25 protein-coding genes are annotated in these 26,487 nt (G+C 72.4%); 6 read left to right on the top strand and 19 right to left on the bottom strand.

What is annotated here, in order from left to right:
* Positions 1-24: 24 nt before the first annotated feature.
* Positions 25-759, top strand: coding sequence for a Mut7-C ubiquitin/RNAse domain-containing protein (locus N5079_RS11470; RefSeq protein WP_261583612.1), 735 nt, complete (start codon positions 25-27; stop codon positions 757-759).
* On the opposite strand, the gene N5079_RS11475 is transcribed toward N5079_RS11470, so the two are convergent.
* The 12 genes from N5079_RS11475 to N5079_RS11530 form a co-directional block, all read right to left on the bottom strand.
* Positions 738-1,037: a hypothetical protein gene (locus N5079_RS11475; protein ID WP_261583613.1), complete on the bottom strand. Its 300-nt coding sequence runs from the start codon at positions 1,035-1,037 to the stop codon at positions 738-740. The genes N5079_RS11470 and N5079_RS11475 overlap by 22 nt on opposite strands.
* Positions 1,038-1,232: 195 nt before the next feature.
* On the bottom strand, positions 1,233-2,246 hold the full coding sequence (locus N5079_RS11480; protein ID WP_261583614.1) for a cytochrome d ubiquinol oxidase subunit II: 1,014 nt from the start codon (positions 2,244-2,246) through the stop codon (positions 1,233-1,235).
* On the bottom strand, positions 2,246-3,595 hold the full coding sequence (locus tag N5079_RS11485) for a cytochrome ubiquinol oxidase subunit I (RefSeq protein ID WP_261583615.1): 1,350 nt from the start codon (positions 3,593-3,595) through the stop codon (positions 2,246-2,248). The genes N5079_RS11480 and N5079_RS11485 overlap by 1 nt, the downstream gene beginning before the upstream one ends.
* 86 nt (positions 3,596-3,681) lie before the next feature.
* Positions 3,682-4,659 (bottom strand): UDP-glucuronic acid decarboxylase family protein, encoded by a 978-nt coding sequence (locus tag N5079_RS11490; protein ID WP_261583616.1) that lies wholly within the window; start codon positions 4,657-4,659, stop codon positions 3,682-3,684.
* Complete coding sequence (locus N5079_RS11495) at positions 4,656-5,609, bottom strand: glycosyltransferase family 9 protein (RefSeq protein ID WP_261583617.1); 954 nt, start codon at positions 5,607-5,609, stop codon at positions 4,656-4,658. Before N5079_RS11495 ends, N5079_RS11490 begins: the two co-directional genes overlap by 4 nt.
* On the bottom strand, positions 5,600-6,316 hold the full coding sequence (locus tag N5079_RS11500; RefSeq protein WP_261583618.1) for an SDR family oxidoreductase: 717 nt from the start codon (positions 6,314-6,316) through the stop codon (positions 5,600-5,602). Before N5079_RS11500 ends, N5079_RS11495 begins: the two co-directional genes overlap by 10 nt.
* Before the next feature lie 26 nt (positions 6,317-6,342).
* Positions 6,343-7,698: a PfkB family carbohydrate kinase gene (locus N5079_RS11505; protein ID WP_261583619.1), complete on the bottom strand. Its 1,356-nt coding sequence runs from the start codon at positions 7,696-7,698 to the stop codon at positions 6,343-6,345.
* Positions 7,695-8,246 (bottom strand): SIS domain-containing protein, encoded by a 552-nt coding sequence (locus tag N5079_RS11510; protein ID WP_261583620.1) that lies wholly within the window; start codon positions 8,244-8,246, stop codon positions 7,695-7,697. The genes N5079_RS11505 and N5079_RS11510 overlap by 4 nt, the downstream gene beginning before the upstream one ends.
* A gap of 3 nt (positions 8,247-8,249) precedes the next feature.
* A complete protein-coding gene (locus N5079_RS11515) occupies positions 8,250-9,446 on the bottom strand; it encodes a glycosyltransferase (protein ID WP_261583621.1) in 1,197 nt (398 codons plus the stop codon).
* Positions 9,443-10,471 (bottom strand): glycosyltransferase family 9 protein, encoded by a 1,029-nt coding sequence (locus N5079_RS11520; RefSeq protein WP_315967822.1) that lies wholly within the window; start codon positions 10,469-10,471, stop codon positions 9,443-9,445. Before N5079_RS11520 ends, N5079_RS11515 begins: the two co-directional genes overlap by 4 nt.
* The gene (locus N5079_RS11525) at positions 10,471-11,601 is read right to left on the bottom strand and encodes a glycosyltransferase family 2 protein (protein ID WP_261583623.1); all 1,131 of its coding nucleotides are present in this window, start codon (positions 11,599-11,601) and stop codon (positions 10,471-10,473) included. Before N5079_RS11525 ends, N5079_RS11520 begins: the two co-directional genes overlap by 1 nt.
* Positions 11,598-13,232: a carbamoyltransferase gene (locus N5079_RS11530; protein WP_261583624.1), complete on the bottom strand. Its 1,635-nt coding sequence runs from the start codon at positions 13,230-13,232 to the stop codon at positions 11,598-11,600. The genes N5079_RS11525 and N5079_RS11530 overlap by 4 nt, the downstream gene beginning before the upstream one ends.
* Before the next feature lie 186 nt (positions 13,233-13,418).
* On the opposite strand from N5079_RS11530, the gene N5079_RS11535 reads away from it, so the two are divergent.
* From N5079_RS11535 to N5079_RS11545, 3 genes are all read left to right on the top strand, one after another.
* Positions 13,419-13,961 carry a D-glycero-alpha-D-manno-heptose-1,7-bisphosphate 7-phosphatase gene (locus N5079_RS11535; RefSeq protein WP_261583625.1) on the top strand — a complete coding sequence of 181 codons (543 nt, stop codon included), beginning with the start codon at positions 13,419-13,421 and terminating at the stop codon, positions 13,959-13,961.
* A 116-nt stretch (positions 13,962-14,077) separates the two neighbouring features.
* Positions 14,078-15,025 carry a glycosyltransferase gene (locus N5079_RS11540; RefSeq protein ID WP_261583626.1) on the top strand — a complete coding sequence of 316 codons (948 nt, stop codon included), beginning with the start codon at positions 14,078-14,080 and terminating at the stop codon, positions 15,023-15,025.
* 88 nt (positions 15,026-15,113) lie between these two features.
* Positions 15,114-15,638: a DUF1440 domain-containing protein gene (locus tag N5079_RS11545; protein WP_261583758.1), complete on the top strand. Its 525-nt coding sequence runs from the start codon at positions 15,114-15,116 to the stop codon at positions 15,636-15,638.
* Here N5079_RS11545 and N5079_RS11550 read toward each other — a convergent pair.
* From N5079_RS11550 to N5079_RS11560, 3 genes are all read right to left on the bottom strand, one after another.
* Positions 15,584-17,050: a hypothetical protein gene (locus N5079_RS11550; protein ID WP_261583627.1), complete on the bottom strand. Its 1,467-nt coding sequence runs from the start codon at positions 17,048-17,050 to the stop codon at positions 15,584-15,586. The two genes, N5079_RS11545 and N5079_RS11550, sit on opposite strands and share 55 nt — an antisense overlap.
* 210 nt (positions 17,051-17,260) lie before the next feature.
* On the bottom strand, positions 17,261-18,151 hold the full coding sequence (locus N5079_RS11555) for a hypothetical protein (RefSeq protein ID WP_261583628.1): 891 nt from the start codon (positions 18,149-18,151) through the stop codon (positions 17,261-17,263).
* A complete protein-coding gene (locus tag N5079_RS11560; protein ID WP_261583629.1) occupies positions 18,151-18,711 on the bottom strand; it encodes an RNA polymerase sigma factor in 561 nt (186 codons plus the stop codon). The genes N5079_RS11555 and N5079_RS11560 overlap by 1 nt, the downstream gene beginning before the upstream one ends.
* A gap of 598 nt (positions 18,712-19,309) precedes the next feature.
* Here N5079_RS11560 and N5079_RS11565 point away from each other — a divergent pair.
* The gene (locus tag N5079_RS11565; RefSeq protein WP_261583630.1) at positions 19,310-21,043 is read left to right on the top strand and encodes an HNH endonuclease signature motif containing protein; all 1,734 of its coding nucleotides are present in this window, start codon (positions 19,310-19,312) and stop codon (positions 21,041-21,043) included.
* Here the strand turns inward: N5079_RS11565 and egtD are convergent.
* From egtD to N5079_RS11585, 4 genes are read right to left on the bottom strand one after another with little or no spacing between them, the layout of a single operon-like run.
* On the bottom strand, positions 21,040-22,011 hold the full coding sequence (gene egtD, locus N5079_RS11570; RefSeq protein WP_261583631.1) for an L-histidine N(alpha)-methyltransferase: 972 nt from the start codon (positions 22,009-22,011) through the stop codon (positions 21,040-21,042). The two genes, N5079_RS11565 and egtD, sit on opposite strands and share 4 nt — an antisense overlap.
* Positions 22,012-22,021: 10 nt before the next feature.
* Complete coding sequence (egtC, locus tag N5079_RS11575) at positions 22,022-22,729, bottom strand: ergothioneine biosynthesis protein EgtC (protein WP_261583632.1); 708 nt, start codon at positions 22,727-22,729, stop codon at positions 22,022-22,024.
* Positions 22,730-24,040 (bottom strand): ergothioneine biosynthesis protein EgtB, encoded by a 1,311-nt coding sequence (gene egtB / locus N5079_RS11580; protein ID WP_261583633.1) that lies wholly within the window; start codon positions 24,038-24,040, stop codon positions 22,730-22,732. It abuts the gene before it with no gap.
* Entirely contained in the window at positions 24,037-25,188 is a 1,152-nt protein-coding gene (locus N5079_RS11585; RefSeq protein WP_261583634.1) for a glutamate-cysteine ligase family protein, read from the bottom strand. Before N5079_RS11585 ends, egtB begins: the two co-directional genes overlap by 4 nt.
* A 235-nt stretch (positions 25,189-25,423) precedes the next feature.
* Between N5079_RS11585 and dapD the strand changes: the two genes are divergently transcribed.
* The gene (gene dapD, locus N5079_RS11590) at positions 25,424-26,392 is read left to right on the top strand and encodes a 2,3,4,5-tetrahydropyridine-2,6-dicarboxylate N-succinyltransferase (RefSeq protein WP_261583635.1); all 969 of its coding nucleotides are present in this window, start codon (positions 25,424-25,426) and stop codon (positions 26,390-26,392) included.
* The last annotated feature ends 95 nt before the right edge of the window (positions 26,393-26,487 follow it).

Consider the following 26,487-nt stretch of genomic DNA (forward strand, 5'->3'; position numbering starts at 1 on the left):
AGCGGCTGCTGGCATGCTGGATGCGTGGACAGGCGCGAGTTGTGCGTGCGCTTCGCGGCGGAGTTGTGGCTGTTCCTGCCGCCCCGCGACCGGCATGCCGATCTGCGTATCCCCTATGACGGCACGTCGTCGCTCGGGCACGTGGTCGAGTCGGCCGGCGTCCCGCTCCCGGAGGTCGGCTCACTCCTTGTGGACGGCCGGCCCGTCACGCCGTCGTACCGTCCTGTGACGGCAGACCCGATCCACGTGCTGGCGGTGCGGAGGCCACAGCAGGTCCCGTCGTCCCGGTTCGTCCTCGACGTCCACCTCGGCACGCTCGCCCGGCGGCTGCGGCTCGTGGGTGTCGACGTGGCCTATCGCAACGACCTCGACGACGACGCGCTGATCGCCCAGGCGAACACCGACGAGAGGGTCCTGCTGACCCAGGATCGCGGGCTGCTGCGCCGCAGAGGACTCTGGCTCGGCGCCTACGTCCGGGGCGCGCGCCCCGACGACCAGTTCCGCGACGTGCTCGACCGCTTCGCTCCACCCCTCGCGCCCTGGACCAGGTGTACGGCATGCAACGGCATGCTGTCCCCGGTCGGCAAGGCCGAGGTCGAGAAGCTCCTGCTGCCGGGGACCCGGCGCAGCTACGACACGTTCGCCCGCTGCCTCACCTGCGGGCGCGTCTACTGGCATGGCGCACACGGAAGCCATCTGGACGAGATCGTGGACAAGGCGTCAAGGATCGTCGCCGCTCAGTCAGAGAACGCGACCTGACCCGTGAGGCCGGGGGCCTCCTCCTGGCCGAAGGTGATCACGATGTACCTGCCGTTGGCGTAGCTGACCACAGGCCGCTGGAGCATGTCACCCACCCTGCGGGCGACCCTCTGGAACAACTCCACCATCTCCGGGGTGTCGGCGCTGACCCTGAACCGACCGCTGGCGGCGAGGTGCTCGGCGACGAGGGGAACGAAGCCCGCTTCGGCCCGGGCCTTCTCATCCGCGCTGAGAGGGGTGCGCCGGGGCGCGGGCTGCGTGCCGAGAGGGTGGTTCATCACTGATCTCCTCGTGATCGCCGTCCCCCTAGCATGCCATCCGCACCTCCCCGCTGGACCACTACCGAGCAGTCGTCCTGGGCCTCAATAGGCGTGATCGCGCTGACCACGACCCGGAAGTCGTTGTCCTGAGCTTCCCGGACGATGGCCGTGACCCTCTTGTCCGACCACGCATGCCGTACCGGCGGAGCCGGGTCAGGCGGGTCTTTCCGGCTCGTAAGGCATGCGGCGCTGGAGGAGGAACAGCCAGGCGATGGACGGGAGAACGAGGAGCGCCCCGACCGCCGCGACAGCGAGGGTCGTCGTGAGCACCACGGGCTGCGCGGCGGCGTCCAGGTAGGTGAGCGAGGGCGGCAGCATGGCCGGATACTGGGCGACCGGCCAGCCCCACATGACCGCGGCGACGGCCAGTACGGCGGTGCCGCGCACGAGCAGGTAGCGCCGCCACCAGAGCAGTGCGATGGAGACGAGCCCGAGAACGGCGCTGGCGACGATGAGCGGCAGCGCCCGGCCGGTCAGTCCGCGGAAGAGCAGCGGAGCGTCCCAGCGCAGTACGGCGATGCCGCCGAGCGCGACGGCGCCGACCAGGACGGCCGTGGCGAGCGCCCTCCGGCGGAAGCCCTCGGCCATGTCCGGTGACCGGGCCCGCACGGCGTCGTCGCACAGGTAGGTCGCCGCGAGATAGGCGCAGACGCCCACGGCGAGCACTCCGCCGAGCAGGGACGTCGGGTTGACCCAGCTCCTCACCAGGTCTCCCGCGGCCAGGCCGGGCGGGACGCGTCCCGAGGCGATGCCCCCGGCGACCGTGCCCAGGAAGAACGGCGTGAAGACCGACGACAGCGCGAAGGCGCCGCCGAAGAGGCGCTGCTGCCACAGCTCCGTGCTGGTCTTGCGGAAGGCGAAGGCGGCGCCTCTCGCGATGATGCCGAGCGCGGCCAGCGTGAGCGGGATGTAGAGCGTGGACATCACCGAGGCGAAGGCCAGCGGGAAGCCGGTCCACAGGACCACCAGCACGAAGATCAGCCAGACGTGGTTGGCCTCCCAGACCGGCCCGATCGAGTGCTCGATGAGCCGCCTCTGCGGCATGCCGGCACGGCTGCGGCCGGCCAGCAGATCCCAGACGCCGCCGCCGAAGTCCGCCCCGCCCAGCAGCGCGTAGAGGGTGAGCCCCAGCCACATGGCGGCGAGCAGGGCCTGCGCCGCGTCCATCACGTCACCACCGGTTCCTGGGGGGCGACCTGCCTGCCCCGGGTCATGTGCCGCAGCACGTAGACGGTGGCCACCGTGAGCACAACGTAGACGAGGGAGACGACCACGAACCCGGCCCACAGGCCCGGCACGGGGTTGACCGCCTGGAGAGTACGCATCCTGCCGTACACCACCCAGGGCTGCCGGCCGACCTCGGTCGCCGTCCAGCCGGCCTCGACCGCCACCACGGCGAGCACCCCGGCGATCGCCGCCAGCCGCAGGAACCACGGCGTGCGGGGCAGGTCGCGCCGCCGCCACCAGCTCCACGCCAGCCACGCCGACAGCAGCAGCAGGAGGAACCCGATGCCGACCATGGTCTCGAACGCCCAGTGGACGGGCGTGACCGGCGGCCGGTCCGCGGGGGGCGTGCGGTCCAGACCCTGGACGACCGCGCTCGGACGGTAGCCCACCAGCAGGGACAGCGCGCTGGGGATCTCCACGGCGTACCGCATCCGGTCGTCCACGAAGACCCCGCCGAGGCTCAGCGGCGCGTACGGGCCGGTCCGGTAGACCCCTTCGAAGGCGGCCAGCTTGGCCGGCTGATATTCGGACAGGAACCGCGCGGCGTAGTCGCCCACCACGATCTGCACCGGCGTGAGCACCGCCGCCATCGTGAACGGAACCACGAAACCGAGCCGGTGATAACGGTCGCGGTGTCCACGCAGCAGGGCCACCGCGTACACCCCCGCGGTGCCGAACCCGGACACCATGAAGGCGGCGAGGATCATGTGAAGGGTCTGCGGCGGCGTCGCGGGGTTGAACATCGCCGCCCAGGGCGACACATGCGTGATCCGGCCGCTCTCCAGGTCGAAGCCGCGCGGCTGGTTCATCCACGCGTTGGCCGAGACGATGAAGAACGCCGAGGCCACACCGGCCACCAGGATCGGCACGCCGCTGAGGAGGTGGGCGCGGGGAGACAGCCTGCCCCATGCGTAGAGCCAGATCCCGAGGAAGATGGCCTCGATGAAGAAGGCGATGCCCTCCAACGCGAACGGCAGCCCGACGACCTGGCCGTAGACGCCCATCAGCCCCGGCCACAGCAGGCCCATCTCGAAGCTGAGAATGGTGCCGGAGACGGCGCCCACGGCGAACAGCACGCCGACCGCCTTGGCCCACCGCCTGGCCAGTCGGTGAAAGTCCTCGTCTCCGGTCCGTACGGCCCGCCACTCCGCGAACAGCAGAAGGGCGGGCATGCCGACGCCCAGGCAGGCCAGCACGATGTGCCAGCCGAGGGACAGCGCCATCTGCATCCGGGCCGCGGCGAGGTCGGCCGGGCTCGCCGGACCCGCGAGGACGGTGAGCGACGTCATGGTCCGGACACCCCCGTGTGCAGGCCGGTCATGAGCAGGTCAGTGCCCCGGCCCCGATCGCGAGAACCGCGCGGAGAGGTATCGGGCTAGGAAACGACCGCGCGGTAAGAGGAGCCGTCGGCCGTGCCGAGCTCCTCCTCGAACCAGGCGATGGTGCGGCGGAGCCCGCTGACGGGGTCCACGCGAGGCCGCCAGCCGAGCCGCTCCGCGGCGAGCGAGGCATCCGGCCGCCGGACCGCCGGGTCATCGACGGGCCGCTCCACGAACGTGACGGGAGACGACGAGCCGGCCAGCCGGCGGATCGTCTCAGCCAGCTCGATCACGGACATCTCCGTGGGGTTGCCGATGTTGACCGGCCCCTCGAAGTCGCTCTCCGCCAGGGCCAGGACGCCCTCGACGGTGTCGGCGACGTAGCAGATCGACCGGGTCTGGCTGCCGTCGCCCGCGACGGTGATGGGCTCCCCGGTGAGGGCCTGCCGGATGAACGTCGGAATGGCCCGCCCGTCGTGCGGCCGCATCCGCGGGCCGTACGTGTTGAAGATCCGCACGATGCCCGTGTCCGTGCCGTGGGAGTTGCGGTAGGCCGTGGTGAGCGACTCGGCGAAGCGCTTGGCCTCGTCGTAGACGCTGCGCGGCCCGACCGGGTTGACGTTGCCCCAGTAGCTCTCCCGCTGCGGGTGCTCCAGCGGGTCGCCGTACACCTCGCTGGTGGAGGCGAGGACGAAACGCGCGCCCTTCTCCTTGGCGAGCCCGAGGGCGTGCAGCGTGCCGATGCTGCCGACCTTGAGCGTCTCGATCGGGTGCCGCAGGTAGTCGACCGGCGACGCGGCCGACGCGAAGTGGAGCACCAGGTCGACCTGCCCCGGCACATGGACGAACCCGGTGAGGTCGCACTCCAGCAGCCGGAAGGCCGGCCGTCCGATCAGGTGCTCGACGTTGCGGGGCGACCCGGTGAGGAAGTTGTCCATGCAGATCACCTCGGCGCCGCGGTCGAGGAGCCGCTCGCACAGGTACGAGCCGAGGAACCCGGCGCCGCCGGTGACCACCACGCGAAGACCGTTCACCGCACACTCACCTCCAGCAGCCCGCGGGCCGCGTCGAGAACCTCCGGGACGTCGATTTCGAGCAGCCCAGGGTCGGGCCGGTCACCGTGGGGGTCGCCCGTCCGTCCCGTCCAGAGCGCGACATGACGGGGACTGCGGGGTGGCCCCCAGAGCTCGGGCGACACCGGCCCGCAGAGCACGACCGACGGCGTGCCGAGCCCGGCGGCCAGGTGAGACATCCCGGTGTCGCCGCAGATGACCAGCGCGGCGCGGGAGACCAGCGCGGCGAGGTCGGGCAGGTCCGTCCGCCCCGCGAGCACGCACGCGTCCGGCAGGCCGGCGAGCGCGGCCGTCTGACGCGCCAGCGCGCCCTCGGCGGGGGTTCCCGTGATCACCACCTGATGGCCGAGGCGGCTCAGCTCGGCGGCCACCCGGGCGAACCGGTCCGGAGGCCACCGCCTGGCCTCGGAGGCGGCTCCCGGGTGGACCACCACCTCGCCCCCGCCGTACGCGCCGGGTCCCCGATCGCTCAGGGGTGCGTCGCGCAGATGGAGGTCCTCGGGGTCCGCGGCGATGCCGTACCACTCGAGGAGGGCGCACCACCGGCGCACCTCGTGCACGTCCGCGGGCCACGGCGGACCGTCCGCGCCGGGCACGGCGGGGTGCGCGTGGGTGAGCAGCCGCCCCGGCCGGATGCGGCGCAGCGCCATGATGCTCTGCGGGCCGCTCCCGTGCAGGTTGACCGCCACGTCGGGCGTCGAAAACGGCACCGGTCCCGGCCCGGACACGTCGAGCAGCTCGTCCACCGCGCCGATGAGTGGCAGCAGCCCGGCCAGATGCGCGGGCGTGGCAAGCACGATCCGGTGGTCCGGGTGGGCCCGGCGCAGCGCCCGCAGCGCCGGAACCCCGGTCAGCAGGTCGCCCAGCCCGAGCCCCCGGAGAACGAGCAGCACGGGTCTCGCTAGGGCCATGAGGTCTCCGTGGAGGGGCAGACGACGAGCTCCCGGACCTCGCACCCCTGGGGCTGGCTCAGCGCGAAGACGATCGTCGCGGCGACGTCCTCGGGCTGGTTGAGCCGGGCGTCCGGCCCCGGCTTGTACTGCTCGTCACGTCCCTCGAAGAAGTTCGTGTGCATGCCGCCCGGGATGAGCAGCGTCACCCCGACCTGGCCGGCGAGCTCCGCGGCGAGCGCCCGGGTGAAGCCGACCACGCCGAACTTGGCGGCGCAGTACGCCGTCGCGTCGCTCACGGCCCGGATACCCAGGGTGGAGGCGCAGGTCACGACCTTGCCCCCCGATGGGCCCCCCGCTGGGCCCCGCGATTCCCGCAGGTACGGCAGGGCCGCCCGGACCACGGAGGCGGTGCCGAGCAGGTTGACCTGGATCACCCGGTCCCAGGCGTCGGCGGGGACGTCCTCCAGCCGCCCGCAGGCGTCGATGCCGGCCGCCGTCACGACGCCGTCGAGGCCGCCCGCCCGCTCGGCCAGCTCGCGGACCGCCCGCTCGGCCTGCTCCCGGTCGGACAGGTCGGCCCGCGCGAAGTCCTTGACCTGGTCCGCGTCACCGTCCGGCGCGTTGACGTCGATCAGGAGGGGCCGTCCCCCCGCCTTGGCGACCGCGGCGGCGGTGGCCCGGCCGAGACCGGACGCGCCTCCGGTGATCAGGATGTTCCCGACCATGTGCTGTCTCCTGTCAGATTGTCGGATCATGAGGCCGCCTGGACGGCGGCGATGAGTCCGGTCGTCGAATAGCCCGGCACGCTCGGAAGGATGACGATCTCGCCACCGGCCCGGCGGACGGCCTCCGCCTCCGGCATCGCCCGGCCGGTGTAGTCGCCGCCCTTCACCCACACGTCGGGGCCGAGACGCTCGATCAGCCCCGAAGGGGTGTCCTCGTCGAAGACCGCCACGGCGTCCACGCAGCCGAGCGCGCGCAGCACCTCCACGCGGTCGCGCTCGCCGACGACCGGGCGGGCCGGCCCCTTCAGACGGCGGATCGAGTCGTCGCTGTTCAGGCAGACGATCAGCGCGTCGCCGAGCGCCCTGGCCCTGCGGAGAAGGCTCACGTGGCCGGCGTGGAGCAGGTCGAAGCAGCCTCCCGTGGCGATGAGCCGTCCGCCTGCGGCTCGGACGGCGGCGGTCACCTCGAAGGCCGAGCCCCCCGCCAGGGTCGGGGTCCTGGCCTCCGGCGCGGTCAGGCGGATCGCCGCCGCCCCGCCTTCCTCGACGAACCGGGTGGCCTCGCCGACCGCCGTCACGACCGCGTCCTCGGTGGACGCGCCCTCCGCCAGAGCGACCGTCGCCGCCGCGGCGAACCTGTCCCCCGCGCCGCACGCGTCCCGGCCGACGGCCACCTCGGGCGGCGGCATCCGCACGAAACGGCCGCCCCGGAACGCCAGCACCGCGCCGCGCTCCCCCAGCGTGACGGCCACGGCCTCGGCGCCGAGGTCGCGGACCAGGCGGCGGGCCGCCCGGTCCGGCGTCGTGTACGGCTCCGCGCACAGCAGCCGGGCCTCCGCCTCGCTGGGCGTGACGAGCGCGCAGCCCGGCACGGGCAGTGAGCCGCGCGGATGCGGATCCCAGACGATCGGCGTCCCACGATCAGCGCCGAGATGAGAGCGGTACGGCTCGGCCACGCCGCCGCCGTAGTCGGCCACCAGGATCGCGCTCGCGCTCCTCAGGGCGGCGACGGCCCGCGCCATCGCCGAGCCGTCGGGGCGGCCGTCTCCGGTGTCGATCCTGAGCAGGGTCTGCCCCTTCGCGCGGATCCGCGTCTTGCGGACGGTGGTGCCCCGCAGCGGCAGCCGTACCACCTCGACCGACGTCGAGAGCAGGCTCTCCAGGAGTCGTCCGGACGGGTCGTCGCCGATCGCGGTGATCAGGACCACCTCGGTGCCGTCCCGCGCGGCGAGGAGCGCGGCGAGGCCCGCGCCTCCCGGCCGGTGGTGTTCGGCCCGGCCGTCGACCACGGGCACGGGAGCGTCCGGGCACAGGCGGCTCGCGTCACCCTCGACGTCGACGTCGAGCAGCGAGTCCCCCAGAACGACGACGGGTCCGGTCACGCGCAGGCCTCCTCGATCACGTCGCAGAGCATGTGAATGATGGTGAGATGCACCTCCTGCACGGTCGCCGTGTCCCCGGCGGGCACGGCGAGGACCTCGTCGCAGAGGTCGGCCAGCGGGTTGGGCGCGGGACCGGTCAGCGCCCAGGTCGTGAGCCCGCACTCGCGCGCGGCCTCGGCCGCCGCCGTGACGTTGGGGCTCGCTCCGCTTGTCGACAAGCAGATGAGCACGTCCCCGGGGCGGCCGTGGGCGCGCACCTGCCGGGCGTACACCTCGTCCATGCCGAAGTCGTTGCCGATCGCGGTCATCGACGAGGTGTCGGCGTGTAACGGGATCGCCGCGTAGGGCCGCCTGTCGGTGCGGTAGCGCCCCACCAGCTCGGCCGTCAGGTGCTGCGCCTCCGCCGCCGAGCCCCCGTTGCCGCAGGCCAGCAGCCGTCCCCCGCCGGTCAGCACGGCGGCCAGCTTGAGGCCCCAGGCGTAGATCCTGGGCGTGTCCGGGTCCACCGCCGCCAGGGCGGTGCTCAGCCGGGCCAGATGAGGATGCATGGCTCAGCCTCCCGCTGCGGCGAGCCGGCCGAGCCGGCCGCGTGCCAGATTTCGGTAAACGGACTCGGTCTGGGCGGCCACCCTCGGCCAGCCGTACCTGGCCCGGGCTCTGCGGACGCCGGCCGCCGACATCGCGGCCCGCAGGTCCGGCCGGGCCAGGACGTCGCGGAGCGCCCGCGACAGGGCGCGCGGCTTACGGGGCGGGACGAGCAGCCCGCACCCGGCGACCGTGTCGAGATGGCCGCCGACGGCCGACGCGATCACCGGCACCCCGCACGCCAGGGCTTCGAGCGGCACCATGCCGAACGGCTCGTACCAGGGCACGGTCGCCAGCACGTCGGCGGACCGCATCAGCGCGGGCACCTCGGTCCGGCCCACGCTGCCGATCAGCCGCACCCGGCCGCCCAGGCCGTAGCCCGTCGCCAGCGTGCGCAGCCGTACGGTCTCCTCGTCGCCGGGCGCGCCGCCCGCGATGACCAGCTCGGCGTCCGGGACCTGGCGCATCGCGCGGACGACCGTGTCGACGCCCTTTCGGGGCACCATCCGGCCGATGCTGAGCACACGCGGCCGCCGTGACGTCCGGGGCGCGACCGGACCGTCGGGACGGAACAGGTCGAGGTCGACCCCGCACGGCACGACCGCCACCCGGTCACTGGACACGCCCATGGCCGCCAGCTCCCTCACCTCGTCGGCGCAGGTGGCGATGACCGCGTCCGCCCGCCGTCCCACGTCACGCTCGATGGCGATCCGCGTCGACGGGCTGGTGTCCGACGTGCCCTGCCAGCGCCGCTTGACCGTGCCGAGCGCGTGGAACGTCTGCACCACCGGGATGCCGAGGTCCTCGGCCGCCATCAGCGTGGCCAGCCCGCTCATCCAGAAGTGCGCGTGCGCGACTTCCGGCCTGCTCTCCGCCCATCTCCGCGCGAGGTGCTCGGCGAAGGCCGGCATGTACGGCAGGAGCTCATCCTTGGGCAGCGGCTCCGGGGGCCCGGCGGGCACGTGGTCCACCGTCACGCCGGGCGCCATGGCGACGGTGTCCGGCTGGTCCTCGCCGGTGCGCCTGGTGTGAACGACGACCTCGTTGCCCCGCTGGGCCAGGGCGACCGCGAGCGCCGCGACGTGGACGTTCTGCCCGCCCGCGTCGACGCCGCCGAGGGCCGCCAGCGGGCTCGCGTGCTCCGATATCAGGGCGATCCTCATGGAACTCCCTCCCTCACGACGGCGAGGCGGCGGACCGCTTCGACGACCTGTTCACCGGTGACCGAAGACAGGCAGGGGTGGCCGGGAACCGGGCAGTTCCTCGCCCTCGTCCCCCGGCACGGCGCGTCCTGGTCGCCCAGGAGCACGGACGGCACGCGGTACGGCGCCCAGCGCGCGGCGGGCACGACGGGGGCGAACAGGCTGACCACCGGAGCGCCCACCGCCGCCGCGAGATGCGCCGGACCGGTGTTGGCCACCACGACGGCGGACGCTCCCCCGAGCACCGCGGCCAGCTCCGCGAAGGTCGTCGCCCCGCCCAGGTCGGCCGCGTGCGATCCGGCCACCCGGGCGGTGAGCCCGCGCTCGCCGGGGCCGCCCGTGACGACGACCCGCTCGCCCGCCGCGGCGAGGTCGCCCACGGCGGCGGCCCAGTGGTCCGGCTGCCAGGCCCGCGCGGGGGCGGTGGTCCCCGGATGCACCACCACGTAGCCGGGCGGCCCGGTGAGGTGTTCCATGTCCGGCAGGGGTCGCCGCACGGCGAGCGACCCGTCGTCGCCCGGGGGAAGCTCGAATCCGGCGGCCCGGGCGAGGCCGAGCATCCGTTCGGCCTCGGGGACGTCCACGGTCTCGTCCACCACATGGCGCAGATCGAGGAGCGATCCCGGATAGTCGGCGCTGATCGCCGCGATCCTCGGCGTCCCCGCCAGCCGCAGCAGCAGCGCCGTCGGCAGGGCCGACTGGTGGAACGAGGTGAAGATCAACGCCATGTCCGGGGCGATCTCCCGCACGTCCTGGATCAGCCGTACGGCATGCGTGTTCGTCACCGGAAGCGGCTCGGCGTCGATCCACGGCGTCCGCCACTGCAGCACCCGGTCCACACCGGGAAGCAACTCGCCGGCGGCCCGCCCATGCGGCCCGGCCAGCAGCACGACCTCCCTCGACTGCGCGGCCACGGCACGGATCGCCGGGCCGGCGAGCAGGACGTCGCCCGCGTTGTCGGGTCGCACCACCAGCACGGTCCCGATCACAGGCGCCCCCGAACGCGCGCTTCGCCGCGGAGCCGGTGGGCGCACGCGACCGGTGGGATGACGACGCTCGTGACGGCCATGCGGGCGACCTCTTCCGGCGTATGCGGCCCCGGGGCGATCCGCGCCCAGGCGAACTCCGCGGTGAGGCCGAGCCACGCCAGACCCGCCGCGCAGGCCGCGCCCCGGAGTCCCACTGGCCATGCAGCCACCGTCAGGGACCCCAGCCCCGCGCGGGCTCTCTTCCCGGCTCTCTTGCCGGTGTGATCCCCCGGCCGTTGAGTGGCGGCGGCGAGGGCTATCGCAAGCAGGCCGGCGGCCGTGGTGAGGGCATGCCGTCTGAGGCGGCCGGGATGGCCTCCGATCAGGGCACGCCAGCCGGGGCCGTGCAGGTGGCGCATCAGCGCGTCGGCGGCGTTGCCCCTCTGGAAGCGGACGCTCGACCAGAACCCGTCGTCGCGGACCGGGTGACGGGTGACCCGCCGCCCTCTCACGAGCGAGAACCCCTCCCGCTCGACGCGTAAGGCGAGGTCGCCGTCCTCGCGGTAGGCGCCGGTGAACCGTTCGTCGAAGCCGCCCGTGGCCTCCAGCGCCGTCCGCCGGTAGGCCATGTCCGCGGTGATCCACCGGGCCCCGGCGAGGCCCGCCGTGTTGCGCTCGGCGTCGGTGGGCCGGCGGCCGGCCGGCAAGGGGACCTCCAGGCGGCCCTGGCTGCCGCCCACGTGCTCGGACAGGCCCGTGAGATCCTCCCTGAGGGTCTCCAGCCATCCGGCGCCCGGCACGACGTCGTCGTCCAGGAACGCGATCCAGGGCGTCGTCGCCGCCCTCCACCCGGCATTGCGGGCGGCGGCGGGCCCGCGACCCCCTGAGCGAAGCACGCGCACGCCTTCCGGGACGGCCAGCGTCGACAGCCCGGCGGAAGGCCCCGGTCTGTCGTCCACGACGACGATCTCGGGTCCCGGGCCGATGGCGGCGATCGTCGCGGCCAGGCTCGGACGGCCCACGGTCGGAATCACCACGGTGAACAGCCCCGTCGGTCTGAACTTCCGGACCCCGGACGCGAGATCAGGCCGGGCATGGGCCGTCGTGCTGCCCGCCACCAGGCCGTTCGCCGTCATGTCGTCCGTCATCCGGCGAACACCGCCCCTCGGCGGACCACGTACGGCCCGAGCACCAGGACGTCCACGGGGGCGGAGCCGAAGCACTCCAGGGCGTCCCGGGGGTCGTCCACCATGGGCCGGCCGGCCGTGTTGAGGCTCGTGTTGACCACCACCGGCAGTCCGGTCCTGGTCTCGAACTCCTCGAGCATCCGGGCCAGCAGAGGATCCCGGCCGCGCTCCACCGTCTGAACCCTGGCGGTGCCGTCCACGTGGACGACGGCGGGGATGCGGTCGCGCCAGCCGGGCCGTACGTCGTGGACGAACAGCATGTACGGGCTCGACATGGGTCCACGCTCGAAGATCTCGGGTGCCCGCTCCGCGAGCACCATCGGGGCGATCGGGCGGAACTGCTCGCGGCCCTTCACGTCGTTCAGCCGCTCGGTGTTGGCCGGCCTGCCGGGATGGGCGAGCAGCGAACGGCGGCCGAGGGCCCGCGGGCCATACTCGCTGCGTCCCTGGAACCAGGCCACGATGCGGTCGCCGGCCAGCTCGGCGGCGACGGTCGCGGCCAGGTCGGCGGGCCGCTCGTACGGCACGCGCGCGACGTCGAGCCACGCGGCCAGCTCCTCGTCGCTCCAGCCGCGCCCGAGGTCGGCGCCTGGCATGGGGGCGACCGTGTCACCGTGGGCCTGGGCCAGGTGGAGTGCGCCGCCGAGCGCGGTGCCGGAGTCCCCGGCGGCGGGCTGGATCCAGATGTCCTCGTAGGGCCCCTCGGCCAGCAGCCGCGTGTTGGCGACGCAGTTGAGCGCCACTCCGCCGGCCATCGTGAGGTAGCGCGCGGCCGTCCGCCCGTGCAGCCAGCGCGCGAGGTCCAGGAGGACCTCTTCCAGGCGGACCTGCACGCTCGCCGCGAGATCGGCGTGGTCGGCCGTCCACCGCTCGCCCTTGGCCAGGGCCTTGGCGTAGACACTCCAGTCGATGGGCTCGACGCGGAAGCCCCCGTCCCCGGTCGGGTAGATGAGCTCGCGCAGTTCCCTCAGAAATCGCGGCTCACCGTACGACGCGAGCGCCATGACCTTGTATTCGTCGCTGGACCGGAGGAAGCCCAGGTGCTGGGTGACCTCCTCGTACATGAGGCCCAGCGAGTGCGGCAGGCTCTGGCTGGCCAGGACGGTCAGCTCACCGTCGCGGTAGTGGCCGGCCAGGTGCGACACCGCCTCCCCGCGCCCGTCGCAGACCAGCACGGCCGACTCGCGGTACGGCGCGGCCAGGCCGGCCGAGGCCGCGTGGGCGATGTGGTGCGGCACGTACCGCACCTGGGCGGAGTCGAGCCCCGGAAGCGCCGTGGCGAGGAAGTTGGGCGCGCGCCGGGCGTAGGTGGTGCGCAAGTCCTCCCACCGCTCGTCGAGCCCTTCCCCGCCGACCAGATCGGGGTCGTAGGAGTAGGCGACGGCGTCAAGATCCTCGGGGCGCAGCCCCGCCTGCTCCAGACACCACGCGGCGGCCTGCTCGGGCAGCTCCCAGGCCGAGAAGGGCACCGGACGCTTGCCGTGCTTACGTCGGCTGAACCGCTCCTCCTCGGCGGCGGCGACCACCTCACCGTCCACAACCAAAGCAGCAGCTGGATCATGGAAGATCGCGTTTATCCCCAGGAATCGCATCGGTTTACCTCCGTTGCGCGTGGGTGTCTGGTTACCGAGAGAAGCGCTTCTAAACGCTCTTTTGCGGAGAAGTCAACGTGAATAGGGCACGTTCTCAACGATCGTCACGCTAGGTAATCAACCAGGGTGTTTGCCCTCGTACCCGGCGGGTAGCCGGGGCGGCGAAGCGAAAGAGAGGAAGGTGCCGTGTCACGCCACCTCGACCGCCCGGCCCGGCCCGCCGCCGTGCTGTTCGATCGTGACGGAACCTTGATCCACGACGTTCCGTACAACGCGGACCCCGGCAAGGTCGAGCCGGTGCCGGGGGCACGGGCGGCGCTGGACCGGCTCCGCCGGGCGGGCGTGCCGGTGGGCGTGGTCAGCAACCAGTCGGGCGTCGCCAAGGGCCTCATCAGCCCCGCCGCTCTGAACGAGGTCAACGCCCGCGTCGAGGAGTTGCTCGGCCGTTTCGACGTATGGGCCGTGTGCCCCCACGACGACGCGGACGGCTGCGACTGCCGCAAACCGGCCCCCGGACTGGTCCTCCGAGCCGCGGCGGCGCTCGGCGTGAGCCCCCGGGACTGCGTGGTGATCGGGGACATCGGCCGCGACATCGAGGCCGCGGGGGCGGCCGGGGCACGGGGCATCCTCGTGCCCACCCCCATGACGCTGCCCACGGAGGTGGCGGCGGCCCCCGAGGTGGCGCCGGACCTCGCCGCCGCGGTGGACCGGCTGATCGCCACGAGCTGAAACGTGCCGACACGATCACGGGGCATAAGGCCGCCGAACGAGGACAGAGGTCCTGGGGACAGGCGAAACACCGGGAGACGGGAATACGGGGAGATGGAACGGGGAGCGGTGATCCGATGAGAATCCTGGTCTGGCACGTTCACGGGTCGTGGACCACCTCGTTCGTGCAGGGGGGTCACGACTACCTCGTGCCCCTCACACCCGACCGTGGGCCCGACGGGCGGGGGCGTGCGCTGACCTACCCCTGGCCGGCCAACGTGCACGAGGTGCCCCACGACCGGTTGTCCGGCGAGGATGTGGACGTGGTGGTCTACCAGCGGCCCCACGAGATCGAGCTCGCGCGGCGCTGGCTCGGGCGTGACGTGCCCGGGGTCTACGTGGAGCACAACACCCCGGCCGGCGACGTCCCCAAGACCCGGCACCACCTTGCCGGCCGGGACGACATCCCGCTCGTTCACGTGACGAACTTCAACGAGCTGTTCTGGGACTCGGGACGGGCGCCGGCCCGGGTCATCGAGCACGGCGTCGTCGACCCCGGCTGCCTCTACACCGGCGAGCTGCCCAGGGCGGGCGTCGTCGTGAACGAGCCGATCCGGCGGTGGCGGGTCGCCGGGACCGACCTGCTTCCCGCGTTCGCCGCCGCCGCTCCTCTCGACGTGTACGGCATGCGGGTCGGCGGCCTGCCCGCGAAGCTGGGCGTGGTGGACCGGATGGACGCCTTCGAGGATCCGCCCCAGAGCGCGATGCACGCCGAGCTCGCCCGCCGGCGGGTCTACCTGCACCCGTATCGATGGACCTCGCTCGGGCTCGCGCTCATCGAGGCCATGATGCTCGGCATGCCGGTCGTGGCCCTGGCCACCACGGAGGCCGTGGAGGCGGTGCCGCCGGAGGCGGGCGTCGTGTCGACCAAGGTCACCACGCTGATCGATGCCCTGGGGGCCTTCGCGGCCGACCCCGAGCTGGCGGCCCGGGCCGGCAAGGCGGCACGGGCAGCGGCCCTCGCCCGCTACGACCTCGGCCGATTCCTCTCGGACTGGGACCGGCTGCTGCGCGACGTCGTGTGAGAGCCGCTCCGAGGTCGAGGTGAGGTGTTTACCCGAAACGTGCCAGGCTCGGGGGGCATCGACCATGAGGGGAGGGAATGTGTCCACCATGATGCGCAACCTGGTGAACGGCGCAGTCGGCGGCGCCCTCGGGACCGCCGTGATGAGCGCGGTGATGATGGCGGGAGACCGAGCCGGCGTGATGGGGACGCCCCCACCCAAACGGATCATGCGGGTGACGCTGCCCGGCCAGAAACACCGGCCCAAGCCAGGCGAGGACGTGCTGGCGACGATCGCCCACTACGCGTTCGGCAGCACGGCCGGCGCCGTGCTCGGCCTGGTGACGGGCGGCAGGCGGATCCCGCTCCCGCTCGGAGCGGCGTACGGCCTGGCGATCTACATCGCGAGCTACCAGGGCTGGGTGCCGCGCATGGGCGCCCTTCCGCCGGCGACCCGGGACAACTTCGGCCGCCAGGCGATCCTCGCCCTGGGGCACATCATGTACGGCACGTCGCTCGCGATCTCGATGAACCGGCTCAAGACCGAGAAGATCGCCGGTATGCGGATGCCGACCCGCGGTTACGAGGCCGAGCGCGTCGAGCGGGTGGCCCGGCGTCCCCAGCCCGCGTACTGAGCCCGCGTACTGAGCGCCGCCAGCCCGGCCGCGAGGCATGCCAAGGGCACGACGGGCAGGACGTACCGGTGGTCGAAGTCCAGCACGGCGACCGGCCCGGCCAGGAGTGTGACGGCGGCCCCCCACGGCAGCGCCACCGTCCCCGGCCGCAGCACGGCGCCCGCTGCTCCCAGGAGGAGGATCGCGGCCAGCACCGGCCCGCGCAGGTAGGCCACGTGCTGGTAGGCGACGAGCAGACCGGCGTACGGCCGGACCGACCGCATGCCGGTGATATCCGGGTCGTACTCCCGTCTCACCTGGTCGACGAGCGGCTGCCCGCTGGGAAGCGGCCAGGTTCCGTGCGCGAAGCCGAACGCGGGAACGGTCCGCGCCGGGTGGGCGATCGGGGTCCAGGCGAACGCGAGCGCGGTGTCCTTCGCCACGTCAAGAAGATAGTCCAGCGGCTGGGCGGCGATGGCGCGCAGCGCGAAGGTCCGAGCCAAGTCGTTGTGGGCGAACCGGTCACCGGGCAGCCGGTTGATCGGGGCCTCGGGCGCCCAGACGTATTCGGAGGCGGCGTCGAGGACGGTCCCGTTCGGGCAGAACGGGACCAGGGCGGGCGCGGGCCGGATGACCGCGCAGTCCGCGAAGGTCATGGTGCGGGCCCACAGCGCCACCCCGTCCGCGCCGCTGAGCGTGAACTCGCCGTAGCGCTCGCCGTACCAGGCCGCGTAACCCGCCAGTGGCAGCAGTCCGGCCACGGCCAGCACCGCCAGGCGTCGCCAGGAGACTCGGCGTACGGCGAGCACGAGCAGGGCGAGCACGATCAGCGGCAGCGCGATCGTCCGGGTCAGCGCGGCTCCCGCGAGTAGCAGGCCCGCGACGGCGACCGCGCGCGCCGACGGCGCCGGCCACCAGGTCAGCGCGGCTGTCGCGGAGACGACGAGCAGGATGAAAAGGGTGTCGGACAGCACGGCGTGCTCCAGCCTGAGGAACGACGCGTCGAACAGCACCGGCGCGGCGGCGAGCAGAGCGCCCCAGCCGGGCAGCCCCTTACGGCGCAGCAGCGCATAGACGATGACGCCCGTCGCCAACCCCATGGCGTGCTGGACGGCGACGACCACGCCCACGCTGTGGAACGGCAGCAGGGCCCGTAACAGCAGCGGGTAGCCGAGCGGATGGAACGCCCGCGCCGGGCCCAGGTGGACGGCGTTGTCCAGGTAGGTGAACGAGTCGTACCAGTACAGCCGGGCAGGCGGATAACCGAGCATGACCACGGCCCGGAGCGCGGCGGCGGCCGCGAGCGCGATCGTGAAGGCGCGATGGCGCCCGGGAACGGCCCGGAGAGAGCGGGCCGAGGCCATGGGACGGGCGTGGGTGAGCATGGCGAATCCGATCGTCGGAGGAAGACCCGCGCAGGCCGGCAGTGGCATGCGGCGGTAAGAGAAGGGGTCCGGCGGGGAACGAACAACGGAGCGAGCCAGAGCTCCAGAGGTCAGCGCCCCGGAACCCGCCGTGGCCAACTCGGAGCCCTGCGAAGAACCGCCGATCCTTCGAGCCGAGTGAGCTCAGGCCCTGTAGGTCAGCACTCGCGGATCAGCACTCGCGGATCAGCGACGCGGGAATCCGCGGACCTCTCGGGATCACGAACCGGAATCGTCGAACCGGCCGGAATCAGCCTGCCCCCGGGGGCAGAAGGCGTCCTTCGGCCGGGGTGAGGGATTCGGGGTGCGGTTGACGGTTATGACCGCCTGTCCCGCCGCGGTCATGAACCCCCCATAGACGTACCAGTCTCCGGGGGCCGAAGGCCGGGTGCCGCGGGTGGCGTAGGACGTGAACTCCGGTCGCACACCTCGGGCGACCAGCATGGGCATCACCTCGGTGACGGTCTTGTTGACGTAGTCCACACAGTGGAAGGGCTCGCCAGGCAGGTCGATGGCGGTCAGGATGCCGTAACGCTCCCCCGGACGGGCCATGCGGCCGAGGTAGACGGTCGCGTGCCCGCGAAAGGTCACCGGGATGCGGAAGCCGATCGCACAGCTCGCGAAGGGCCTGCACGTGCCGGGAGCCGCGATGGCGGTGATGAGGTGTCCGTCTCGGGTGCCGTCGAAGGCGTGGGCCTCTCCCACTGAGGGCGGCGCCACCGGCTCAACGCGCACCTCGACGTCCAGGCCCCGCTCGCGCAGTTCCCGCTGGTACATCGCGGGGTCGGCGGACAGGTCCTTCACCATGACGACGTAATGGTCGCCCTGCCGCTTGATGTCGAGCGCCGCGGACGCGGGCGCCGCGCCGAGCCCCGCCGTTCCGGGGAGCAACCAGCCGACGACGAGCAGGACGGGGGTGAGCGGGGCGGCCGCCACCGCCAGCCGGGGACGGCTCCTCAAGAAACCCTTGAGCCGCGACATCAGGGGATTGCGCGGAGCTGGAGCAGAGACGATCTCCTCCAGGAGTTCCCGGGCGATCGGCGTCAGACCGGGGCCGGGGTCCGGCGCGATGCGGGCCACAAGTCGATAGAGGTCGTCGCGGTGGTTCATCAGACCTCTCCCCCCGCCAGCGCCAGCATGCGAGCGCCGAATCTGGCCATGTCGACGCCCGCGGAGCTCAACTGCCTTGCCAGGCGCTTGCGGGCACGGTGCAGCCGGAGGCGGGCGGCCCCGCGTGAGCACCCCAGCACCGCGGCGACCTCCGCCGAGCTCAGCCCCTCCCAGCTGACCAGCGCGAGCACCTCCCGGTCGTCCGGATTGAGCCGCCGGAACGCCGCGCGGACCGCGTCGAAATCATCCCGGTCGTACGGGGCCGCCCCTTCGGCCCACCGGGCGAGTTCCTCTCCGAGCCGCTCGACGAGCGCGCTCCTGCGCGTCTCAGCCCTGCGGCCGTTGGCCAGCACCCGCCGGGCCACGCCGTACAGCCATAATCGGGCCGCCGGGCCGTCCGGGACGTCGGAGATGCGGCGCCAGGCCGTGGTGAAGGTCTCGGCGAGGGCGTCGGCGGCGTCCTCGGGGGATTCGGTACGCCGCCGGACGTAGGCGAGGAGATCCGCGAAGTGCGCCAGGTAGATCTCCTCGAAGCGCTGTCTTATGTCCGAATGGCCCACGCTTGCCCCCTATCGCCGCGATCTCCCCGCCATTCCGTACGTGTCCGGAAGGGCGAGAACCGTTTCAGGCAGAGTCCGCGGGGGCGCCGCATTCAGTGACGTAACGATCCGAAAATAGCGCGGCGTGAGGATGGAGGTCCGCTGAGTCCGCCCAAAAATCTTTCGCTGGGCAGCCGTTATGTGCGGCATACGGCATTTATTCGTTCGCATTTTCGAATGCGGTGGGGCATCATTGAGGCAGGTCAGAGGCGCGAAAGACGCCGAGGTCGGGGTTCAGCCGACATCGTGACAGTGCGAGGGGAGGCGCGTGATGAGCGGGCCGTACAACGACGATCCGTCGTCGCCGTCGCCCTCGTCATGGCAGGCGTCGGTGACTGCCGGGTTGTCCGTTGATGTGCCGTGGTGGGCGGATGTCGAGTTGCTGGATGAGGCGGCGTCGTCTGCGCCTGAGGTCTCCGAGGCCGTTGATGAGTCCGGTGATCCACTTGATGGTGCGCCGATGTGGCCGCTGGCGGTGGCTGAGTCGGCTGGTTCAGCAGAGTCCCCCGGTGCTGCGGGGGGCGCCGGTGACGGCGCCACTGCGCGAGAGGTGCCGCCGTTGCAGTTGTACGGCGAGCCGTTCGCCGAGGTGGCGGGGGTGGCGCCGGGCGGGCAGGCCGCCGCCGGGATCGAGCGGGCGCTGCCGCGTCTTTCCGCGTTGCCTGATTCACAGGTGCTGGATGTTTTGGCGGCGGCGCGGCGGATGGCCTGCTGGGCTGAGGCGGTGCAGCTGAGCGCGGCGGTGGAGTTGCATGGGCGGCCCGTCCGGGACGAACACGGCGCGCCGCTGGGGGCGTCGAGGGATCTGGTGGAGCTGACCCAGGCGTGTGTGGTGGAGGAGATCGCGGCGAAGGTGCGGGTCAACTCCGGCACGGCCGCTCATCTGGTTTCGCTTGGCACCACGCTGACCACGCGGTTTCCGGAGATGTTGGCGTTGTTGCGGTGCGGGATGGTGGACGTGCCGAAGGTGTTGGCCCTGGTGAACGGCACGGCGCTGCTGGAGGAGGAGCAGGCCAGGGCGGTGCAGGCGGCGGTGCTGGGGGTGGCTGGGGAGCTGACGTCCGCGCAGTTGCGGGCGCGGGTCAACCGCCTGGCCTTGGAGGCTGATCCGGAGCTGGCCGAGCGGAAGCGCCGGGAGGCCGAGAACCGGGCCGAGCTGCGGGTGTGGCGCAACAGCGAGAACGGCACGGCGACTTTGGCGTTGATCGGTTCTCCGGTGGCGTGGGCGCTGGCGGCCTCCGACCGGGTGGATGCGCTGGCGCGGGCGGCCAAGGACGCCGGTGATCAGCGTCCGCTGCCGCAGCTACGGCTGCTCGTGACCTACACCCTCATCCTTGGCCACGATCCCCGCGCCCTGGCCCCCATCGCCACCCACAAACACCACGACCACGACCACGATGATGAGCGCCGTGATTCCATGCCCGCTCCCGGTACGGGCGGCGATCCACTGGCGGGAGCGCCCGTCGCGGACGGCACCAGCAGGCATAGCGGGTCCTCCCAAGAGCAGCGTTCCTCTGGAGGGCGTGGGGGCGTCCTCGGCGAGGACGAGATCCCCTGGCCTTCTGCTCCCATGCCCGACCACGCCGACGCCTCCAAGAGCACCTCCACCCGGCAGGCCACGGAGGACGGGGACACAAAGACGGCCGAAGACGCCGGGGAGGCCGGGAAGGCCGGGAAGGCCGGGGAGGCCGACGGGCAGAAGTGGACGGAGGTCGAGGAGATCGTCGCCTCGGCGGACAGTCTCACAGTCCGGCGGACACACTGGCTGTCAGTGCCCTATGCCACCTGGAACGGCGACGCCGAGCTTCCCGGAGAGCTACAGCACTTCGGGTTGGTCACCGCCGCCCAGGCTCGCGACCTCGCCGCGCGCGCCCGCCGCTGGGTCGCCACCCGCGATCGCAACGGTCACATCGTCCTGCATGGCGAAATAGCCATCAAGGGACCGGCCCGCCCACAGCTCGTGCGGATCATGAAAGCCGTCCGGGCAGTGGACCAACCGCCTCCGCCCGAACCGGGCTACCGCCCCTCGGCAGCCTTGGACGCCAAGGTCAGAGCCCGCGACCGGACATGCCGAGCCCCATCATGCAACCACTCGGCCTGGAGCGCCGATCTGGATCACACGCGTGCCCACGAGCGCGGCGGACCCACTGCCTACGGCAACCTCGCCGCGCTGCACCGCCGCCACCACCGGATCAAAGGCAGCGTCCCCGGGGTCCACGTTGAGCAAGTCCGCCCCGGCCAACTGCTCTGGCGCACCCGCACCGGCGACACCTACCACACCCGCCCCGCCTAACGCGCGGCCAGGGTGAGCGCGAAGTCCTCGGCCGGGTCCGTGTACCAGTGGAGGACGTCGAAGCCGGCCTTGGTGAGCTCGTCGAGGACGCCTTCCTCGCGGAACTTCGCGCTGATCTCGGTGCGCATCTCCTCGCCGGGCTCGAAGGAGATCGACAGGCCGAGGCCGCGGACCTGGACGCGCATGGCCCGGGTGGCCCGAAGCCGCATCTCGATCCAGTCGTTGTCCTCGTCGTAGAGGGCGACGTGCTCGAACGCGCCGGGTTCGAAGTCGGCGTCCAGCTCCCGGTTGATCACACGGAGGACGTTGCGGTTGAACTCGGCCGTCACGCCCAGGGCGTCGTCGTAGGCCGCGACGAGCCGCCGGCGGTCCTTCACCAGGTCGGTCCCCAGGAGCAGGGTGTCTCCCGGCTTGAGGGTGGACCGCAGTTCCTTCAGGAACACCTCTCTGGCGGCGGGCGGCAGGTTCCCGATGGTCCCGCCGAGGAAGGCGACCAGCCGGCGGCCCGTCCCGGGGAGCAGCGACAGGTGGTGCTCGAAGTCCGCGCGGACCGGCCGTACGGCCAGGCGGGGATAGCGGGCGGCGAGCCGTTCGGCGGCGGCCTCCAGGGTGACGGCGTCGACGTCGACGGGCGTGTAGGTCCGCAGCGTCCCGGCGGCGGTGAGCGCGTCGAGCAGCAGAACGGTCTTCTCGCTGGTGCCGGAGCCGAGCTCGACGAGGGTGTCGGCGCCGCTCCTGGCGGCGATGTCCCCGGCGCGCTCGCGGAGGATGGCCAGCTCGCGCCTGGTCGGGTAATACTCCTCCAGCCGGGTGATCTGGGAGAACAGCTCACTGCCGACCGCGTCGTAGAACCACTTCGGGGGCAGCCACTTGGGCACCGAGGTGAGCCCGGTGCGGACGTCCTGCTCCAGTGCCTGCCGCAGGTAGTCGCCGTCGAGATGGTCGGTCACCGCGTGGGTTACAGCCATGGGTCGCTCCTCAGTCGATGGGTGTGATCAGCACGCCGTCGGGGGATGCGAGCAGAAGGTTCCTGTCGGGTACGGCCTGCCAGCCTGGGCGGTCGTCGAGCGGCTCGCTTGCCACGAGCACGCCCTCGTCGAGATGGGCGAAGAGGGTGTCGCCCCAGGCGATGGCGGCGATCTCGGTGCCGCCGCAGACGAGCAGGTTCAGCCGGGCCACGGGGTCGGCCTTCCCCACCTCCCGCACGACGAGGGGCGCCGCCTCGGCGAGCGGAATGCCGGTGCGGAGGCGTGCGAACACGGCGGAGGCGAGCCACGCGGAGTCGCACGCGCTCTCGGGGTCGGACGCCAGAGGGCGGAGGGCCTCCCGGTCGACCCGGCCGTTGTGGCTGAGCAGCCACCGCCCGTCGGTGAAAGGGGCGGTGGCGGTCTCCTCGATGGGCATGCCGACGGTCGCCGACCGTACGGCGGCCATCAGGCATGACGAGCGCGCGACCTCGGCGAGCCCGGGCAGGTTGGCGTCGGTCCAGATCGGGACGCTCCGGCGGTAGCGGACGGGCTCGGGGCGGTACGGGTCGTACCACCCCACCCCGAACCCGTCGGCGTTGACCTTCCCATAGGCCTGCATACGGGGGGCGTACGACTGCCGCAGCAGGCCGCACTCCGGATCGAAGATCAACGATGAGAGCGCCCTGGACGGGCCGAGCCACGCCGCGTGGCGGCACATTCAGTCCTCCGAGCGGGCGCAGCGGAACCCGGCGAAGATCTGCCGCCGGATCGGGTAGTCCCAGTTGCGGAAGGTCGTCCTGACGGCCGTGGGATGGGTGGCCCAGGAGCCGCCGCGGAGCACGCGGTAGGTCTCCGTCTCCCCGAAGAAGACTTCGCTGTACTCCTTGTACGGGAAGCTCCGGAAGCCGGGATAGGGCAGGAACCACGAGTCGGTCCACTCCCAGACGTCGCCGATGAGCTGCTCGGCCCCGTAGGGGCTGGCTCCCTCGGGGAACGCCCCGATCGGCGCGGGGCGGGCGGCGCGGTGGCCGAGGTTGGCGTGTGCGAGTCCGGGGTCGCCGTCGCCCCACGGGTAGGTGCGGCCGCCGCAGGCCTTCTCCCATTCGGCCTCGGTGGGCAGCCGCTTCCCTGCCCAGCGTGCGTAGGCGTCGGCCTCGTACCAGGACACGTGCTGCACCGGCTCGTCCATGGGGACGGGTTCCTCACGGCCGAACCGGGTCCGCCACCAGGTGTCGCCGTCCCTCTGCCAGAAGAGCGGCGCGTGGACGCCGGTCGTCTCGACCCACTCCCACCCCTTGGGCATCCACCAGCGAGGGTCGTCGTAGCCGCCGGCGGCGATGAACTCGGCGTAGGCGGCGTTGCTCACGGGGAACCGGTCGATCCAGTAGCCGGGGAGGTACATGCGGTGGGCGGGGCGCTCGTTGTCGTACGCCCAGGGCAGGGTGTCGGTTCCCATGGTGAAGATCCCGCCGGGGACGTGGACCTCCGGGGCCGCCCGGCCCAGGTTCGACGCCGCGCCTTTGAGGTTCAGAGAACGGGCCGGGGGCAGCTCGCCGTCGCGGACCAGCCCCGGTTCCTTGGAGAGCTGGAGCGTCGCGAGCATCGTCTCGTCGTGCTGATGCTCATGCTGGAGGATCAGCCCGAAGACGAAACCCCCGGCGCGCAGGGGGTCGGGGTCGTCCAACTGGATCTTGTCGAGCACGTCGAGGACCCGGCCGCGGACCCCCGAAATGTACCGCCTGGCCTCGGCGGGTCCGAGCAGCGGAAGGGCCGGGCGGTTGGTCCGAGGGTGCTTGAACGCGTCGTAGAGGTCGTCGATCTCCGGGCGCAGCGGGGTGATCCCCCCGACCTCGCGCAGGACCCAGAGCTCCTCGTAGTTGCCCACGTGGGCGAGGTCCCACACCAGGGGGGACATCAGGGGTGAGTGCTGGCGGACCAGCAGGTCGTCGTCGGCGTCGGTGTAGGTCAGCGAGCGGTCGCGGACAGCGGCCAGCTCAGCGGCGATCTTCTCCTTCAGCGGATCAGTCACGAGCGTACCTCCAGCGTGGGAGCCCCGGCCTTCGGCTGGGAAAGGGCGACGGCCGGAGAGCGGCCGGATTCGATGTGCTCGGCGGCGAAGGCGGAGACGCGGTCGACCAGCCAAGGCTCGGCCCCGAGCCTCGGCAGCGCCTCCACCGCCGCGCGGAAGTAGGTCGTCGCGGCCCGTCGCAGGGCCGGGTCCGCCAGCCCGGCACGGGCGGCCCGCGCCCATCGGCCGCTCACCGGCTCGGCCGCGGCGAGCGCGGTATCGGCGGCCCGGTCGTCCATGACGAGAGCGTGGACCACGGCGGCGCAGACCGGCCAGTCGTCGACTGCCTGCGCGTCGAGGTAGCGGACCTCGAGCCAGCCGCGGGGCCGTACGGGCGGGAAGAGGGTGGTCGCGTGGTAGGCCAGGTCCTCCTCGGTGGGCGGTCTCCCGGCCACGGCGGCGAAGTCGCGGAACGCCGAGCCGTCCAGCACGGGGCGGAAGCCGTCGCCCTCCTCCCTCACCATCATGAGACGGGCGTCCAGGAGGTAGCGCGCCCAGTCGTCCGCCGGGTCGCCGCCCATGGCCACGGACGCGGTCCTGCTGGGGTCGAGGTTGAGCCAGACGGCCTGCCGGCCGGAGACCCAGCCCGGGGCGGGCGAGTTGGCGAAGGCCGCGACGAGCACCGGGCCCAGCAGGTGCGAGCGGGCCCACCGCACCGCCGGGTCGGCGCTGAAATCCAGGTTGACCTGCACCGACGCCGTCGAGCACATCATCATCGGCCCGTACGGCACGCCGAGGAAGGCCGCCATGGCGTCGTATCGGGGCTCCCTGAGCTGCCGCCGGGGCGGCCGGAGCGGGTCGAGGCCCGTGCCGCCGAGCGTCAGCCCGGCCTCGCCGAGCGCCAGCCGTACCGCGTCGACGTCGGCGACTAGGCCGGCCACGGCGTCCGGGAGGAGACCCGGCGGCGCGGAGAGCTCTAATTGCCCGCCGGGCTCGAACGTGATCCGGCTCCCTCCCGGCATCGGCGGGAGGGCGTCAGCGATCCGGGCGATGGGCACCGGCGCCGCGGGGACGTCCGCGTCGAACACCAGGAACTCCAGCTCGACGCCGACTCGATCCGTGGTGGTTCCGCGAAAACACCTCTGGGCGTACGCCTGTACGTCGGTCATTCGCCCTCCATCGGCGTCCACACGGAGATGAGCACGGCTCCGCGAATGGCGCAGAACTTTCAGGGGAAGGAGTCCTCCCCAGGAAAGAGCGACCTTTAACCCAGAAAGCCCTAAAAACAAGCAGTTTGAACCGGAAAAGCATGCGGCACCCCTACGAGAACGGGGTCGTCCGCCCCGGCTCGGACTCCGGCTGACCCTCCGGCGTACAGCCGTGATGCCGGTAGCGTTGGGTGCCATGACAGCTATCGACCCCACCGCCTCGGGCGCCCACGGCATCGGCCTCGCGACGATCGCCGCCGACGGCACCGTCCTGGACACCTGGTACCCCTCTCCCGCGCTGGGCGAGCCGCCCTTCCCGGGCACGGAGCCGCTGGCCGTCTCGGGCCTCGACGAGGAGGTGGCGGCCCTGGTCGGGCCCGACCCCGCGCGGGGTGTGGAGGTCGTGGCGGTGCGCACCGGCATCGTGAGCCTGTCCGAGCCGCCCGCCGACGCGTACGACGTCTACCTCAGGCTGCACCTGCTGTCCGCCCGGCTCGTCCGGCCGCACGGGCTGAACCTCGACGGCATCTTCGGACTGCTGGCCAACGTCGTGTGGACGAACCATGGCCCGTGCGCCGTGGAGGGTTTCGAGACCGTACGGCTCCGCCTGCGCGCCAGTGGGCCGGTGACCGTTTACGGTGTGGACAAGTTCCCCCGGATGGTCGATTACGTGCTGCCCTCGGGGGTCCGGATCGCCGACGCCGACCGTGTGCGGCTCGGGGCGCACCTGGCCGCCGGCACGACCGTCATGCATGAGGGCTTCGTGAACTTCAACGCGGGCACGCTCGGCGCATCCATGGTGGAGGGCCGGATCTCGGCGGGGGTGGTCGTCGGAGACGGCTCCGACGTCGGCGGAGGGGCCTCGATCATGGGCACCCTGTCCGGCGGCGGCAAGGAGGTCATCTCCGTGGGCGAGCGCTGCCTGCTGGGCGCCAACTCGGGTATCGGCATCTCCCTCGGTGACGACTGTGTCGTCGAGGCGGGGCTGTACGTCACGGCCGGAACCAAGATCGCCCTTCCGGACGGCGGCGTCGTCAAGGGCCGGGACCTGTCCGGCAAGTCGGGGCTGCTGCTGCGTCGCAACTCGACCACCGGCGCGGTCGAGGCCGTGCCCCGGGCGGGCACCGGCATCGAACTGAACGCCGCGCTCCACACCAACGACTGATCTGCGACGGACGTCGGCGGACGCCCCTGAGATGTCCCTGAGTCAGCCCTGAACTTGGCCGCCCACCCTGTGATTGCGGGGTGGGCGGCTCGTAC

It is taken from the genome of Planotetraspora sp. A-T 1434, from assembly GCF_025420585.1.
Taxonomy (GTDB): Bacteria; Actinomycetota; Actinomycetes; order Streptosporangiales; family Streptosporangiaceae; genus JAOEGB01.

Excerpts from the sequence above, each read along its gene's own strand:
- N5079_RS11540 (WP_261583626.1), top strand. The coding sequence starts at position 14,078 with ATGAGAATCCTGGTCTGGCACGTTCACGGGTCGTGGACCACCTCGTTC.
- N5079_RS11585 (WP_261583634.1), bottom strand. The coding sequence starts at position 25,188 with ATGACCGACGTACAGGCGTACGCCCAGAGGTGTTTTCGCGGAACCACC.
- N5079_RS11525 (WP_261583623.1), bottom strand. The coding sequence starts at position 11,601 with ATGACGGACGACATGACGGCGAACGGCCTGGTGGCGGGCAGCACGACG.
- N5079_RS11530 (WP_261583624.1), bottom strand. The coding sequence starts at position 13,232 with ATGCGATTCCTGGGGATAAACGCGATCTTCCATGATCCAGCTGCTGCT.
- dapD (WP_261583635.1), top strand. The coding sequence starts at position 25,424 with ATGACAGCTATCGACCCCACCGCCTCGGGCGCCCACGGCATCGGCCTC.
- N5079_RS11555 (WP_261583628.1), bottom strand. The coding sequence starts at position 18,151 with ATGAACCACCGCGACGACCTCTATCGACTTGTGGCCCGCATCGCGCCG.
- egtD (WP_261583631.1), bottom strand. The coding sequence starts at position 22,011 with ATGGCTGTAACCCACGCGGTGACCGACCATCTCGACGGCGACTACCTG.
- egtC (WP_261583632.1), bottom strand. The coding sequence starts at position 22,729 with ATGTGCCGCCACGCGGCGTGGCTCGGCCCGTCCAGGGCGCTCTCATCG.
- N5079_RS11510 (WP_261583620.1), bottom strand. The coding sequence starts at position 8,246 with ATGCATCCTCATCTGGCCCGGCTGAGCACCGCCCTGGCGGCGGTGGAC.
- N5079_RS11475 (WP_261583613.1), bottom strand. The coding sequence starts at position 1,037 with ATGAACCACCCTCTCGGCACGCAGCCCGCGCCCCGGCGCACCCCTCTC.
- N5079_RS11550 (WP_261583627.1), bottom strand. The coding sequence starts at position 17,050 with ATGCCACTGCCGGCCTGCGCGGGTCTTCCTCCGACGATCGGATTCGCC.
- N5079_RS11500 (WP_261583618.1), bottom strand. The coding sequence starts at position 6,316 with ATGGTCGGGAACATCCTGATCACCGGAGGCGCGTCCGGTCTCGGCCGG.
- N5079_RS11515 (WP_261583621.1), bottom strand. The coding sequence starts at position 9,446 with ATGAGGATCGCCCTGATATCGGAGCACGCGAGCCCGCTGGCGGCCCTC.
- N5079_RS11485 (WP_261583615.1), bottom strand. The coding sequence starts at position 3,595 with ATGACGTCGCTCACCGTCCTCGCGGGTCCGGCGAGCCCGGCCGACCTC.
- N5079_RS11480 (WP_261583614.1), bottom strand. The coding sequence starts at position 2,246 with ATGGACGCGGCGCAGGCCCTGCTCGCCGCCATGTGGCTGGGGCTCACC.
- N5079_RS11495 (WP_261583617.1), bottom strand. The coding sequence starts at position 5,609 with ATGGCCCTAGCGAGACCCGTGCTGCTCGTTCTCCGGGGGCTCGGGCTG.
- N5079_RS11545 (WP_261583758.1), top strand. The coding sequence starts at position 15,114 with ATGATGCGCAACCTGGTGAACGGCGCAGTCGGCGGCGCCCTCGGGACC.